Raw genomic sequence first — 14,744 nt, 5'->3', positions numbered from 1 at the left:
CTTTCTTGTTTATACCTATTCGTAATTTATTCAACTACCACCCCCATTGCACAGAACTTATTAATTCTTTCTGTTACAACCGTGTCAATATCTTTATTCTTTAGTTCAGCTAGCTCATTCAGGATTCTTTCTTTCAGGATTCCACCCATCATTGCAGGGTTATAATGAGCACCACCTAAAGGTTCTGGAATTATGCCATCAATCAAACGATTCTTAAGCATGTCATCAGCAGTAAGTTTCAGACATTCTGCTGCACGCTCCTTAAAATCCCATGTACGCCATAATATGGCTGAGCAGTTTTCAGGGGAAATAACCGAATACCAGGAATGTTCCAACATCAGCACCTTATCACCTATTCCAATTCCTAATGCACCACCTGATGCACCTTCGCCAATAACCACACAAATGACGGGAACTCTCAGGACAGACATTTCTAACAGGTTACGTGCAATAGCTTCTCCTTGTCCGCGTTCTTCTGCCTCCAGACCGGGAAATGCTCCTGGAGTATCAATCAAAGTAATAACAGGTTTATTGAACTTTTCCGCCAGCTTCATCAGGCGAAGTGCTTTGCGATAACCTTCAGGATTAGCCATACCAAAATTACGAAACTGACGTAATTTTGTATTTGTACCCTTTTGATGACCAATAACCATCACAGTCTGTCCGCCAATAGATGCAAAGCCTCCAACTATTGCTTTGTCGTCTTTAACAGTTCTATCGCCATGCAGTTCAATGAAATCCTGACACATCATTTCGATGTATTGCAAAGTATAAGGTCTTTCTGGATGCCTGGAAATCTGTACCTTCTGCCAACCTGTAAGATTAGAATAAATCTGTTCTCTTGTTGTATTTAACTGTTGATTAAGCTCTTCAAGCGTTCCGCTCATATCAACTTTCGTCTTTTCAGCAATCTGCTGAACTTTCTCTATCTGCTGTAGAAGATCAGCTATAGGCTTTTCAAAATCAAAGGATGTAGTCATTTTCAAAAACAAATAATGAAGCTAAGGTAGGTAATTGAAGACAAAATTTAACGTTTAATAATATTAGATAAGAAAATAGTGAATTCTGTGCCCTCGTTTATTACACTTTTCACTTCTAATTTCCCACCATGTTTGCTGATCAGGTCCTTGCATATTAACAGTCCGAAACCCGAACCTGATTCTTTATGCGTCCCCCTGGTAGTGAAATAATTCTTGCTTAATACTTTTTTCAGTGCTTGATCAGACATGCCTACGCCGCTATCCTGCACATGAACACAGAGCTCAGCACCATTTGTTACAAAAACTTTCACAAAGCCTTTTTCAGTAAATTTGATTGAATTGGAGATCAGATTCCTGAAAACAACCTTCATCATTTCAAGGTCGCCTGATATGTTAACCTTATCCTGGATATCATTTATGATAGTGATACCTTTTTTACTGGCCGAAATTTCAAGTTCGTGACTGATCTCATTAATAAGGGTCCTTAAATTGATCTGCTTTGATTCAATTTTCTGTCCAGCCATCTGACTTTTAATCCAGAACAACAGGTTATCCAGCAAGGTTAGAGACCTTACATACTGGGTATCCAAATCTTTCAAAAGTTGGTTCATCTCAGCAACACTGAGGTAATCGCCATCTATAAGATCCAAAATCCCCTTTGTATTGGCCAGGGGCTGCCTGAGATCATGACTAATGATCGATAGTAGTTTATCTTTCATCTGGTTTGATTCCTCCAGACTGGTGTTTTGACCGGAGATTTCTTGATTTAAAGTTTTAAGAGAAAGAATATGACTTTGAACAACAATATTACTACTCATCAATTCCTTGCTGTAGGCCTTAATTTTAATGTAATTCTTATACCATAAAAGCGCAACTACGATAAATATAATAAGGCCAAGAGCTACCACACCAAGAATCATGCTGACGTATCTTGCGTCCTGTTGTCCCTCAAGAATTCTCTTTTGAAATAAGAATCGCTCCTGCTCTTTTTCCCTTAGAATTTCCATGAAATTCATGGCGTAAACCTTTTCCTTCTCCAAAAGTTTCTGGTGCCTTTGGATAAGTACCTGTTGCCATTCAACAACTTTCTCCAAATTTTTTTGCTCTTTATAGATAAGACATAAACTACTAACGGCATCAATTTCCAGTTGCGCAGCTGATATTGATCTGGAAGCAACTATGGATGATTTAAGCAGGATTTCCGCCGCAGAATAATCTTTCATTTTGATTGCAATGATTGCCAATTGATTTTTAATCAGCGCAATACCATAGTTATCTTTATTCTTTACATCAAAAGTAAGTGCTCTTAAAAAATAGATCTTCGCTTTATTAAACATTCCCGTACTGCTATTCACCAGTCCTATATTGTAACACGCCTTCTTTATACCATATTCATAATGAATTTTACTGGCATCAAGCAACGCAGCATTAAAATAGTTCATAGCATCAACCTGATTATCCTGATTCATTAGTATTAAACCGAGGCTATTCTTCATGTTAATGATATCCTCTCTTTTGTTTAATAAGGTAAAGTACTCCATTGCTATAATTGTCAGGCGCTCTGCCTCACTATAATTACCGCTTTCCATACTGATACTACCAATCTGTTGATTGGCTCTGGCAATATTCAAGGAGTCACCATTCTTAGAGCTGATATTTAACGACTTATAATATAATGTTAAAGCACGTTTAAAATACCCATTCTGCTGATATATACCCGCTTCGGTTAACAGAGCTGTGGCAATTCCTTTTTCATAATTATTATTTTCAGCCAGATAAGATGACTGATACAGAATATCAAGCGCCCGGTTAATATTATTTCGCTTCACCTTAAATGCCAAATCATTTAGAGAATCAATAGTCTTGATTATACCACTATTGGCTTTGGGAAACTTTGCCATATCCAAACCGGCAGAACAATCAATTACGGTTAGGCAGCAAATGCTTAAAATGATAGGTTTAAAATATTCTTTAATCACAATCTGTGTTTAAAACTGTTAGGTATCTTGCATTCGTATTATTAAAATCATACGGCAATTTGCACATATTCCAAGTGCTTCATTACCGCCCGTATTTCTGAATAAGTCACTGCATCACCAAGTGCCCCTTTAACATCATTAATAGATGCTGGATGATGTGCTTTAATATATTGGGCAATACTATTTGCCTTTTCTTTGGGCACCAATTCATGAATGCCAATACCACCAGTGCCAATAAAATGTGTTAGATGAGTTTCAATGGTGGCTACGTTGAAGCCTCTTTCTGTCGCGATATTCTGAATACTTTTACCTGATTTGAATAAACGAAGAGAGACTTCCTTCGTGTCAATTTTAACCTTCGTTTCCTTAAGTTTAATTTCCATAGGATGCCTGTCGATACCCTTATTCTCACAGTATGAAGCGATCATCTCCAATATATCTTTCCCAAACGATTTAACTTTCGTTTTTCCGATGCCATTTATCTTCTCTAATTCTTCTGAAGTGGAAGGCAACTGCTCCACAAGCTCAATAAGTGATTTTTGAGGCAGCACAATATAAACAGGAACATTCCTGTCTGTTGCAATATCTGATCGCCATTTCCAAAGAGTGGAATACAATTCGGAATGTACATTGGTATTTAGAGGCGTTTTCCGTGTTGCTGGAATGACCTTTAAGGAAGTTTCGTAGTCAATATCCGCATTGGCTTTTGTCTTTAAATAGCCCAGCGTATTAAATCCATTACTACAAAACTTCAAAGATACCCCCTTAATAAACGTTGCCTTTTTTAGTCGTTCAAAGACATCGCTCATGCTCTTTTTAACGGCTTTATTATCTGTTTCCAAACTCAGTTTGCGAAGTCCCTCCTGAAAAATAATTCTTGTCTTGTCTACGAAATAGGCACAGCCCTTTTTGACTCTTTCCTGAATCGTATCATTTTCCTCCGGAATCTGATCCTCCTGAAGCAATGACTGCAGCTGTTTCTGGAAAGAAGCAGCTACCAGATAGATTTCTTTCTCTGCGGCTTCTCTCATTTCTATTAAATCATCAGCAAGGGATGGTGCAACTATCCGATCATTTTCCTGCACAATACGCTGAAACTGAAAGAAATACTGTTTAATATCTTTATAATCAAAAAGATCAAATAATAAGGATTGCTGAAAGGAGATCTTGGAAAGGTTCAGTTGCTTTTCGCCAGGCTCATTATTGCTCGCGTTTCGGGTATACTCAGCAACAGTTCCATCTGTTTTTACACTTGAGGAGGAGATTGCTGAACTAAGCACCATACCTTCAAAGCTTTTGCAACGACTCAACGCTACATAAACCTGCCCATGCGCAAATGCAGCATTCGCATCAATAATCGCGCGTTCAAATGTTAAACCCTGACTTTTATGTATGGTTATTGCCCAGGCAAGCTTTAAAGGAAATTGACTAAAAGTGCCAATTACACTTTCCACAACTTCTTTCGTTACCGGGTTTAAGGTATATTTTATATTCTGCCATTCTGCCTTTTGCACGGCTATCTCTAACTGGTCATCGGGACATTTAACATAAATGGTGTCATCAGTTAAACGAACAACCTTTCCAATTTTACCATTATAAAATAGCTTTTCCCGGGAGTTGTCATTTTTTACAAACATCACTTGTGCCCCTACTTTGAGTTCAAGATCGACAACCGTAGGGTAGGAATATTCAGGAAATTCCTGTCCAATCTCAGCAATGAAAGTTTGTACTTTTACCTTAAGCTGAAGGAGTTTCTTCACATTTATTTCCTGTGCAAGATTGTTATGGGTGGTCAATGTAATATAACCCTGTTCATCCGGTGGATTGAACCCGGGAATATATCTTTCATTTAGTTTATCCAGTACAGTTGCGTCAATTGCATTTTCGCGAATGCGATTTAAAAGATCAATAAAAGCGGTGTCAGACTGTCTGTAGATATGTTTTAGCTCAATACTAACCGGCAAGCTTCTTTTAAGCGCTTTGCTGTTAAAGAAATAAAGATTAGGGTAGTAGTCTTTGAGGATCTGCCAGTCATCTTGCTTAACTACTGGCGAAAGCTGATGCAAATCACCAATCATTAATAACTGTAACCCACCAAAAGGTTTTGAATGATCCTTATAACGGCGCAATACTTCATCGATTCCATCTAAAGTATCTGCCCTAACCATACTAATCTCGTCTATAACTAAAAGATCGAGACTCCTGATCAGGTTAATTTTTTCTTTATGAAATCTATTGGCATTAAAAGAGGTATTTCTTTTTTGAGGAGGATTACCAGCATCCTCAGGGATATAGGGGCCAAATGGCAATTGAAAAAACGAGTGAATAGTTACCCCGCCTGCATTAATAGCAGCTACCCCTGTTGGAGCAACAATAGCCATCCGCTTGACCGAATATTTTTTAAGCTCATGTAAAAAGGTGGTTTTTCCGGTTCCTGCTTTGCCTGTTAAAAAAATATTTTTATCTGTAAATTGTACAAAATCAGACGCTAATTGCAATTGAACATTGCTTTCCATATCAATACACTAAAATATTTTCAAAGCTCAGGTAACAAATAATAAGAATGTGCAATATAGGCAAATATTGTCATTTGAAACTGATATTAATTGCAGCGATACCATGATTGCTCCGCTATAGCTTTTCAATCAAAAGACAATCCTTTTATATACTTAAAGGTTTAATATCTTTGCGTCTTAAGTTTTTTAAAATATGACAAAAGGTTTTTTTAATGTACCTGCACCGGTAAACGAACCGGTAAAAAACTATAGTCCGGGTAGCCGGGAACGATCTTTCTTAAAAGAAGCAATTTCATCAGCCTATTCCGTACAGGCTGATATACCCATGTATATTGGTGGAGAAGAAGTGCGTACCGGCAATAAAATTGCCATACGACCACCACACAATCATCAATTTGTGCTGGGACACTTTCATCAGGGCGACAAAACCCATGTAAAGCAGGCTATAGATGCTGCATTAGCAGCAAAGGCTGGCTGGGAAAACCTAGCCTGGGAACAAAGGGCTGCTATTTTCCTTAAAGCCGCCGACCTTATAGCAGGTCCTTACCGTTATAAATTGAATGCTGCAACGATGCTTGGGCAGTCTAAAAATGCCTATCAGGCAGAAATTGATTCTGCATGCGAACTCATTGACTTCCTTCGTTTCAATGTGAAGTACATGACCGATATCTATGCGCAACAACCCGTTTCTTCAAGAGGAACATGGAACCGTTTAGAACAACGTCCCCTCGAAGGATTCATATTCGCACTTACTCCCTTTAACTTTACTGCTATAGCTGGAAACCTGCCTACATCTGCCGCCTTGATGGGCAATGTGGTCGTATGGAAGCCCGCTAATACCCAGGTTTATGCTGCAAGCGTAATTATGGAAGTGCTTAAGGAAGCTGGTTTGCCAGATGGCGTAATCAACCTGATTTATGTATCCGGTCCTGATGCAGGGGAAATTATTTTCCAGCACCCAGACTTCGCCGGCATTCATTTTACCGGATCAACTTCAGTATTTCAAAACATCTGGAAAACAATTGGAAATTCCATCCACAAATACAAAACCTACCCCCGTATTGTAGGCGAAACGGGCGGTAAGGATTATATCTTTGTTCATGGTTCTGCCAATCTTAAAGTTGCCAATACAGCACTCGTTAGAGGTGCCTTTGAATATCAGGGACAAAAATGCTCTGCTGCATCCCGTGCTTATGTAGCAAAATCGATATGGCCTGAACTTAAAAAGCTGTTGGTTCGTGATCTTGCTAGTTTAAAAGTGGGTCCGGTTGAAGATTTCAGAAACTTCATTAATGCGGTTATTGATGAAAAATCTTTTGACAAATTAGCAGCTGTTATTGATCAGGCAAAAGCTGATCCAGGTATAGAAATCATTGCTGGTGGTAAATATGATAAGTCAAAAGGCTATTTTATAGATCCTACTATTCTCGTCACTCAAGACCCTTCTTCAGTGACCATGTGCGAAGAGATCTTCGGCCCTGTTCTTACCCTCTATGTTTATGATGACGAAAAGTTGGATGAAACCATTGAGCTGCTTGACAAGACTTCTATTTATGCACTTACCGGCGCAATTATTGCTTCCGATCGTTATGTGATTGAGAAATTGACCAATGCTCTACGGAATACTGCGGGCAACTTCTACATCAATGATAAATGTACAGGAGCTGTTGTAGGGCAACAACCTTTTGGTGGCGCCAGAGGATCAGGTACAAACGACAAAGCAGGTTCGATGATTAACTTATTGCGCTGGGTATCTCCCAGAACGATAAAGGAAACTTTAGATCCGGCTACAGATTACCGTTATTCTTTTCACGAAGAAGATTAAATTAATCTGTTTATATTTAAAACAGATGTTAAAATAAAAGAGGATGTGCCCTAACCGACACATCCTCTTTTATTTTTAAGCCTTCCTCTACTGAAATACTAATATTTCTTTGCTGGAGTTTTTGCAGTTGTTTTTGTTGTAGTCTTTGAAACAGGGGTTGTAGTAGTCACCTTCTTAGTTACTTTTTTGTGTGACATAGTTTTGTGTGCTACTGGTTTTGATGTTGTAGTACTTGGTGTAGTCTGCGCAAATGCTCCTACTGTTGATGCAACGAATGCTAATCCTAAAATGAATCTTTTCATGATATATGTTCTATTTGTTATTTGATGTATCAAAGTTCCCAACGGTACATGAAGATTGAATGAAGACAAAAGCTATTTCGGGAAAATAATATTTACCTGAGTTCCTTTACCCTTTTCGGATTGAATGTCAAGCTCCAGGTGATGAAAAGTAGCGATACTTTGTGCTATAGACAGGCCTAAACCGTAACTATCTTCCTTTTTAGACTGAAACTTTTCAAATCGTTGGAAAGCATTTTTCACCTCATCCAATAGCATTCCCTGACCTGTATCCTGCACAGTAAGCATAAATTGATCATTTGCACGACTCCCCTTAATAGAAACTGACCCAGAGGGACGATTGTACTTAATCGCGTTGTTCACAATATTCATTAACAACGTATGGAACAAGTAGCGGTTACCTTTAAAAGCATGATCTTCCTGCAGGTCGATAGTAAACTTTAAATCCATGGTTACCAATCGGTCTTCCATTTCCTCATAGACTTCGTTCACAACCTCCTCCACAGAGATCATATGCAGCTTATCGTATTGATTATTCTCCACTTTAGAAATCAACAGGAGACTATTAATAATTGATTTTAGGCGTGTAAGCGTTTTTAAACAAGCAAATAATTTGGTCTCCCCTGCGGCAGATAACTTTTCGTCATTCAGCAAATTCTCTAATCGGGTGCTTAGTATAGTGATGGGTGTCAATAATTCGTGCGAAACATTAGCGATAAATTCTTTTTCCCGGCTAAACATATCTGCCATTTTCTTCATTAGAGAGCTGATACTTTGATCCAGAATCCTAAAATCTTCTGTTGTAGTTTCAATGCCTTCATAATTAAAGCTGATCGGGTCGTTTACCTTATTGAGCTTTTGATCAATGATTTTATAAAAAGGGGCTAGCAGAAATCCGGTAAATGCTAAATCAGTTAAAGAGGTTAAAATAATGGAGGCTAAAAGGATAAAAAAGGTATACATAGAAATGGTATGCTCCAACTGTCCCAATGTAGAAGTCGTTTCGCCAAGTTCCAGTAAATAGTTTTTTCCTTTATAGGCAAATTCTGCTATTAAAATCTGATACTCTTCGTCACTACCCTCAATGCTGCGGTTTTCTTGTCTGAAGTACTGCTTGGGTTTAATCAGTTGAGCCGGTCCTCTTTTTAATATAATATATTCCTCCTTCAGTAAGTTATAATCAGTAAAAGTCCCCTGTTGGGTTAACAGGTCGTTGATCTCCACTGACGAAAGATTGGAAATAAGTTTACTTTTTTTATGCAGAAGACGCTGCTGAATATGATGCACGGAGATCCGGTTAATAGATACCAGAATAAGGCCAGCCATTATCGTAATTATGACAACCTTAGTTAACGTATTATAAAAAGCGAGTTTTAACTGCAGTTTCATCCGCCTACATTTATTCTATAACCAATACTTCTTACGGTTTCGAACCATTCATTAGGGGCAAAAGCAGACAGCTTCTTCCGTAGGTTTTTTACATGTACATCTACATAATTTGAATCGGCATTAATCTCCAGAATATCGCCCCACACATGCTCAGTGAGGTTGATACGGGAAATCACCCTGTTTTTATTCAATACCAGGTAATTGAAGATCTCAAATTCCTTTGCCGTTAAGCTTAAACGCTGCCGGTTGAAACTGACTTCATGATTTCTAATATCAAGTACAAAACCATGCACATTTACTTCATTCATCTCCAGATTATGTTTCCTCCGGATGATAGCATGCATTCTGGCTAAAAGCTCCGTTAAGGAAAAGGGTTTAGGCAGATAATCATCCGCTCCTGCCTCTAATCCCTTAATGCGATCTTCCACATCTCCCCTGGCAGTAAGGATGATCACAGCATCTTCACGCCCCTTTAACTTTTTGAGCTGATGCAGCAATTCAAAACCATCTCCTCCCGGCAATCCCAGGTCTAATAGTATAAAATCATATGTATTTTCCGCTATTTTCTCTTCAGCAGACGATTTCTTCCAGGCGTTTTCTATGGAGTAACCTTCCTTTCCAAAAAACTCAGTCATCTCTAAGGCCAGATTCTTTTCGTCCTCTACAATCAGGATTTTCATGGCCTCAATATTACGTAAAAAACTGTTTTTATTCTGATATTTTACCTAATGATTGCCATTGAAATAAATGACTTCACTGGCTGCTTCTGACTCATATCATGCAGTTGCACGTGCCGCTTTCAAAACCTTTTAGGATTATATATTATTTCAACTTGCTGAATACACATTAAACTAATTTAAAGCTTGTTTTTATTCTTTTAACGCCTGGAAACTAAAAGACAGAGGACCCAAGTCCTTTATAAGGAGTAATATAATCCCTGATCTATCTTTCCAATGGCATATTAAAACTAACCATACTAAATTATTCACTAATTTTATCTCTTTACTATTGCTTTAACCATGAAAAAAATATTCCTTATTGTCCTCCTTTCTGCCATTATAAAATATAACAAGCGCTTAGTTCAAAACCTGCAGTTTTTGCCTACTCATAATCTTCATTAATACGCCATTAGTCCAGCCAAATCCATCCTGATTCGGATACTCCCCTCCCCCTGCGGTCAATGTTGTATCCATCACATTATACTTCTCAAGCAGTTTTCCGGTTTTATTAAAAACACGAATATTCTGCTGGCTCCAGCGTTTTGCAATTTCCCGCGAAAGATCTTCTTTTTTATAATTGGATAATCCGGCTATAGCCATCCATTGCAAAGGTGCCCAGCCATTTGGCGAATCCCACTGTTGTCCTGTATCAGCAAGTGTAGTAACCAGTCCCCCAAGCTTTAAGAACCGGTGTTGAATCATCAGCGAAACACTATCTGCCTGTCCAAGGGAGGCAATATTGAAGAACAAAGGATACACGCCGGCCAGACTAACAGCAGGTGTCATTTTAGAAGCTTTCCAATCATAGTCCCTAAACCACCCGGAGCCCTTATCCCAACAATACTTAACAATTGCCTTCTTCCGCTTTTCTGCAGATTCAATCATAAACTCTTCTGCTTTTTTATCGCTGCTTGTCCTATAAGATCGGGCGAGCATAATTTCCATGTGGTATAAAAGACAATTCAAATCAACAGGAATAATATCAGTAGTATGAATCGTTTTTAATGTTTTACCATCAGAAAGCCACCGGCTACTATAATCCCAACCAGATTCTGCTCCAGAGCGCAGATGCCTGTACACCTCTTGTTTGGGCAATTTACTCTGAGCAGCAGCGGTTATATCTTCCGCATAGGCTTCTTCACGCGGCCAGTTACCTGCATCATAGTATCGGTTTAGCTTTTCGCCTCCAGGCATATATACTACACGTGCGCTGGCACCCTTTTTCAGTCCTTTATCATCCATCCAAAAATGGTATTCCCTTTCTAGTGCATCCTTATTTGCGGCTAGCACAGAATCACTTTTGAGTTTCTTATTTTCCATTAACAGCTTAACCATCAGGGAAAAATAAGGGGGCTGCGAACGGGTTAAATAATAGGTCCGGTTTCCATTAGGAACAAAACCATAAGTACGGATTAAATAAGCAAAGTTATTAACCATGTTCTCAATGAGATCCACACGCTGACTTTCTTCCAGACCAAGCATAGTGAAATACGAATCCCAATAATACACCTCACGGAACCTCCCTCCTGGCACAATATAAGGCTGAGGTAATGCAATCAATGAACTGTATTGATTATACTTATCCGGCCGGCGTTTTAAAACATCCCATAAGGTATTGATATGCGCTTCAACACCCGCCTTGATGTCACTCTTATAGTTTTTAGCAGCCTCCTCTGGTAAGGTAAAATTTTCCTCTATAAACGTTTTTAAATCAAAGCCACTTTTTTTCTTCTGCTCCTCGTAGTCCTCTATGATGTCTGCCGGGTCACTTTTAGGAATGCAATCCGGAAAGGTTTTGCTATCAGGAAACAGGTGACTTACTTGCACTGCAGCAAACAAACCAGGATAAAGGTCCCGGGGTGATTTATCTTTCATCTGCACATTCTGTCTGCAGGAAGCCATGACAAACAGCAGTAACAAAAAACCGATTTTAGAATGAACTTGCATAAGTAATAGCGATTAAAATAAAACAGTATATACCGGATAAGCACTAGTTTGATGGATAAAAAACACATAATCTAATAGCTCTTATCCTAAGAGCGAATATCCCTAATGTAAGGTAAAAAATACGTAATTTTATATGCCAGTTGTAATCTAATGATTGCTTTAAAACAATATCTCAAGGTAGCTCTATTGATGCTACTTATTTTTTATTTAGAAAGCCGGATTGCCTGTGCTCAGGAATTTCATTTTCTGAACAAGAGAAAACAACAAACCTTGGAATTTAAATTGGTTAAAAATCTGATCGTTATTCCTGTAAAGATCAACCAAAAAGGGCCTTACAATTTTTTACTTGACACAGGAATAGGGATGTGCCTAATCACCAATCCATCATTAATAGATACCTTAAATTTGACGAACCTGGGGTCGATCAGAATAACCGGCTTTGGTCAGGGCAATGAACTGAGAGCATCTATTGCTTCAAAGATTTCTATGCAGATTGGCAGAACACAAACGGATTCTATCCCTGCAATTATACTCAATCAAGATCTTTTAGAGCTCTCCGAAACATTAGGAATTCCTATTCATGGATTAATTGGCTATGATTTCTTTAATAGCTTTATTGTAGAAATACGTTATTCAACACAACGATTAATCCTTCACCCCTTTGAACAAGGTTTTAAAGGAAAGAAACACACCTTCATCCCCATATCATTAGAAGATAAAAAGCCTTATGTCCTTGTTGCCATGAAATCCGATAATGGCACCACTATTCCTCTTAAATTAATCATTGATACAGGTGCCGGTCATGCCATTTCCTTAGAAAGCTATAAAGGGAAATCTTTCCTTTTACCCCCAAAAAATATCAAGGCTAATCTGGGCGTTGGTCTATTGGGGCCTATAAACGGACATATTGCCCGCATAAAAGAACTAAAGATTAGTAAATTCACGCTCACTGATGTGGTATCTTCTTTCCCTGAATATACGGAAACAGTTAAAGGATTTGTATTCCCTAATAGAAACGGAAACCTCGGCAATCCGGTTCTTAAAAAGTTTCAGGTAACCTTTGATTATAGCCGCAAGGGCATCTATCTGAAACCATCCAGCCACTTTAAAGAGCCTTTTGAACACGACATGAGCGGTCTTGAATTGATCAGTATAGGGCCCGACTTTAAACGGATTTTCATCAGTCGGGTTGAACCTCTTTCCGCAGGGGAAGACGTTGGCTTGCGTACCGAAGATGAAATACTAAGCATAGATTTTAAACCGGTAAGAGAAATAGGATTAGAAGAAATTAATGCCCTTTTTAGTTCAAAGGATAATCGAAGTTTTATATTAAACATCCTGAGCAAAGGCACTGATAATAGATATATTATTCTAAAACTAAAAAAGAGAATATAGAAAAAAACAATCCGTTTCTCAATTTTATACAGACACTCACAAGGGCATTATCCAACGGGAGAGACCCATGAAGAAAAGACTGCTGATTTTTCATCCTGCACTTGCTACATATCGAATGGATCAATTTAATGCTTTAGCTACCATTTTCGATTTAAACAGCTCCCGATAGAGCGCTGAGTTCTTTTTCAAATGTTGTGTTTTGTCATATTATAACAAATAATTGTTCAAACATTCATTATTCGTTTCTTAACCCTATGTTTGCTGCATAAACAACAAATAAAATGAAATTAGCACCCGTATTAGCCCTGGCAGCAATTGCTTTATTATCCGCATTTAAGCCCGCTTTAAAATCAGAAACTTTTATTATTGATACCAAAGCATCATCAATTGCATGGCATGCCGAAAAAGTAACAGGAAAGCATAACGGAACAATTAAGTTAGCATCAGGAACCCTAGTTTTTAACGGAAGCATTCTTCAGGGTGGATCTTTCATAACAGATATGAAAACAATCTCCGTTAGTGATCTTGAAGGTGAATACAAACAAAAGTTAGAAGGTCATTTGAATTCAGAGGATTTCTTTGGAACTGTAAAATATGGCACCTCGAATTTCAACATTACAAAAGTTACCGCAACAGGTGTAAACCAGGTTACTATTGCTGGAACTCTAACGATCAAAGGAATCACTAAACCATTGTCATTTCCTGCAACCGTAAAAAGAGAAAAGAATACAGTAGTCGCAGTAGCACAAAATGTTAAGATTGACAGAACACAATATGATATCCGTTATAATTCAAAAAGCTTTTTCGCCAGTATTGGAGATAAGGCCATCAGTGATGAATTCACGTTGTCTATCAATCTTGTAGCCAAGAAATAATAGGTCAAACTAAATAAAGAGGCCTTATAGACCTCTTTATTTTTTAAACCTTCTTGATTTTAAAACTTCCATCTATTTCTTCTACCCTACCCAAAGCACCACTTTTAGCATGATAAAAGAGGCACAGCCAATTCTCCTGAGCCGCTAGTTTACCATAATGGCTGCGCAATTCCAGTGATCTCGCACCATCATAATCATACTTTGCCTTAAACTTCCGGAGTAACTGTTCCGGTTCCGGTAAAATATCAGCCCCATAAAAGGCTTTGTCCCCGTTTTCATTTAGCAGAAAAACCTGGTGATACTTACAATGACCACCTGTTACCTCATAACTGATCTCATCGGTTAAAGCTCCATCCCCTTCTATAAAACGAATACTTCCACTGCGCTGAACAATATCGAAGATATCAGTATGATAGGAGGCCGACTCACCACTATAGGCCGTTTCCCACTCATCTCTATTGATCACATATTCGGCATGAGGGAAAGACAGCTGCCATTTCCCATCATTTTCATACACCATTCCTGCTGCATGATCAAAGTGAAGATGCGACATCAGCACCATATTTACATCATCAGGATCGTATCCTGCTTTTCGGATATTTTCATGAATAATCAGCTTGCCGGCTTCATTTTTATAACCTAAACCGGTATCCAATAAGATCAGCTTTCCGGCTATTTCAACCAGAAAAGGTTGCACATAAATAAATAACGAAGCAGGCCTGTCTTTAGGATTATCTGTTTCAGGATTAAACGGAATAAATTTTTTAGAGCTATCTACGGAATAGGAACCCTCAGTCAGTGCGTATACTTTCACGGTAAA

11 protein-coding genes are annotated in these 14,744 nt (G+C 38.4%); 3 read left to right on the top strand and 8 right to left on the bottom strand.

Translation table 11 applies throughout. The features are described 5' to 3' along the window. Positions 1-26: 26 nt before the first annotated feature. From ADIARSV_RS15715 to ADIARSV_RS15705, 3 genes are read right to left on the bottom strand one after another with little or no spacing between them, the layout of a single operon-like run. Positions 27-980 (bottom strand): acetyl-CoA carboxylase carboxyltransferase subunit alpha, encoded by a 954-nt coding sequence (locus tag ADIARSV_RS15715; RefSeq protein ID WP_016196598.1) that lies wholly within the window; start codon positions 978-980, stop codon positions 27-29. A 47-nt stretch (positions 981-1,027) separates the two neighbouring features. After that, positions 1,028-2,959, bottom strand: coding sequence for a tetratricopeptide repeat-containing sensor histidine kinase (locus ADIARSV_RS15710; RefSeq protein ID WP_016196597.1), 1,932 nt, complete (start codon positions 2,957-2,959; stop codon positions 1,028-1,030). A gap of 47 nt (positions 2,960-3,006) precedes the next feature. Next, entirely contained in the window at positions 3,007-5,475 is a 2,469-nt protein-coding gene (locus ADIARSV_RS15705) for a helix-turn-helix domain-containing protein (protein ID WP_016196596.1), read from the bottom strand. Between the two features lie 193 nt (positions 5,476-5,668). On the opposite strand from ADIARSV_RS15705, the gene pruA reads away from it, so the two are divergent. Next, positions 5,669-7,300: an L-glutamate gamma-semialdehyde dehydrogenase gene (gene pruA, locus ADIARSV_RS15700; protein WP_016196595.1), complete on the top strand. Its 1,632-nt coding sequence runs from the start codon at positions 5,669-5,671 to the stop codon at positions 7,298-7,300. Between the two features lie 98 nt (positions 7,301-7,398). On the opposite strand, the gene ADIARSV_RS15695 is transcribed toward pruA, so the two are convergent. The 4 genes from ADIARSV_RS15695 to treF form a co-directional block, all read right to left on the bottom strand. Then, positions 7,399-7,602, bottom strand: coding sequence for a hypothetical protein (locus tag ADIARSV_RS15695; protein ID WP_016196594.1), 204 nt, complete (start codon positions 7,600-7,602; stop codon positions 7,399-7,401). Between the two features lie 72 nt (positions 7,603-7,674). Further along, the gene (locus tag ADIARSV_RS15690; protein WP_040300354.1) at positions 7,675-8,988 is read right to left on the bottom strand and encodes a sensor histidine kinase; all 1,314 of its coding nucleotides are present in this window, start codon (positions 8,986-8,988) and stop codon (positions 7,675-7,677) included. Next, positions 8,985-9,668 carry a response regulator transcription factor gene (locus ADIARSV_RS15685; RefSeq protein WP_016196592.1) on the bottom strand — a complete coding sequence of 228 codons (684 nt, stop codon included), beginning with the start codon at positions 9,666-9,668 and terminating at the stop codon, positions 8,985-8,987. The genes ADIARSV_RS15690 and ADIARSV_RS15685 overlap by 4 nt, the downstream gene beginning before the upstream one ends. A gap of 396 nt (positions 9,669-10,064) precedes the next feature. Further along, positions 10,065-11,654: an alpha,alpha-trehalase TreF gene (gene treF / locus ADIARSV_RS15680; RefSeq protein WP_016196591.1), complete on the bottom strand. Its 1,590-nt coding sequence runs from the start codon at positions 11,652-11,654 to the stop codon at positions 10,065-10,067. Positions 11,655-11,804: 150 nt separating this feature from the next. On the opposite strand from treF, the gene ADIARSV_RS15675 reads away from it, so the two are divergent. After that, positions 11,805-13,049: an aspartyl protease family protein gene (locus ADIARSV_RS15675; protein ID WP_016196590.1), complete on the top strand. Its 1,245-nt coding sequence runs from the start codon at positions 11,805-11,807 to the stop codon at positions 13,047-13,049. 281 nt (positions 13,050-13,330) lie between these two features. Further along, on the top strand, positions 13,331-13,924 hold the full coding sequence (locus ADIARSV_RS15670) for a YceI family protein (RefSeq protein WP_016196589.1): 594 nt from the start codon (positions 13,331-13,333) through the stop codon (positions 13,922-13,924). A gap of 43 nt (positions 13,925-13,967) precedes the next feature. Here ADIARSV_RS15670 and ADIARSV_RS15665 read toward each other — a convergent pair whose 3' ends face one another. Beyond that, complete coding sequence (locus ADIARSV_RS15665; RefSeq protein ID WP_016196588.1) at positions 13,968-14,738, bottom strand: MBL fold metallo-hydrolase; 771 nt, start codon at positions 14,736-14,738, stop codon at positions 13,968-13,970. Positions 14,739-14,744: the final 6 nt, after the last annotated feature.

This window comes from Arcticibacter svalbardensis MN12-7, from assembly GCF_000403135.1.
GTDB lineage: Bacteria > Bacteroidota > Bacteroidia > Sphingobacteriales > Sphingobacteriaceae > Arcticibacter > Arcticibacter svalbardensis.
This window is presented reverse-complemented; position numbering and strand designations above follow the sequence as displayed.

Excerpts from the sequence above, each read along its gene's own strand:
- ADIARSV_RS15715 (WP_016196598.1), bottom strand. The coding sequence starts at position 980 with ATGACTACATCCTTTGATTTTGAAAAGCCTATAGCTGATCTTCTACAG.
- ADIARSV_RS15705 (WP_016196596.1), bottom strand. The coding sequence starts at position 5,475 with ATGGAAAGCAATGTTCAATTGCAATTAGCGTCTGATTTTGTACAATTT.
- pruA (WP_016196595.1), top strand. The coding sequence starts at position 5,669 with ATGACAAAAGGTTTTTTTAATGTACCTGCACCGGTAAACGAACCGGTA.
- ADIARSV_RS15695 (WP_016196594.1), bottom strand. The coding sequence starts at position 7,602 with ATGAAAAGATTCATTTTAGGATTAGCATTCGTTGCATCAACAGTAGGA.
- ADIARSV_RS15690 (WP_040300354.1), bottom strand. The coding sequence starts at position 8,988 with ATGAAACTGCAGTTAAAACTCGCTTTTTATAATACGTTAACTAAGGTT.
- ADIARSV_RS15685 (WP_016196592.1), bottom strand. The coding sequence starts at position 9,668 with ATGAAAATCCTGATTGTAGAGGACGAAAAGAATCTGGCCTTAGAGATG.
- treF (WP_016196591.1), bottom strand. The coding sequence starts at position 11,654 with ATGCAAGTTCATTCTAAAATCGGTTTTTTGTTACTGCTGTTTGTCATG.
- ADIARSV_RS15675 (WP_016196590.1), top strand. The coding sequence starts at position 11,805 with ATGATTGCTTTAAAACAATATCTCAAGGTAGCTCTATTGATGCTACTT.
- ADIARSV_RS15670 (WP_016196589.1), top strand. The coding sequence starts at position 13,331 with ATGAAATTAGCACCCGTATTAGCCCTGGCAGCAATTGCTTTATTATCC.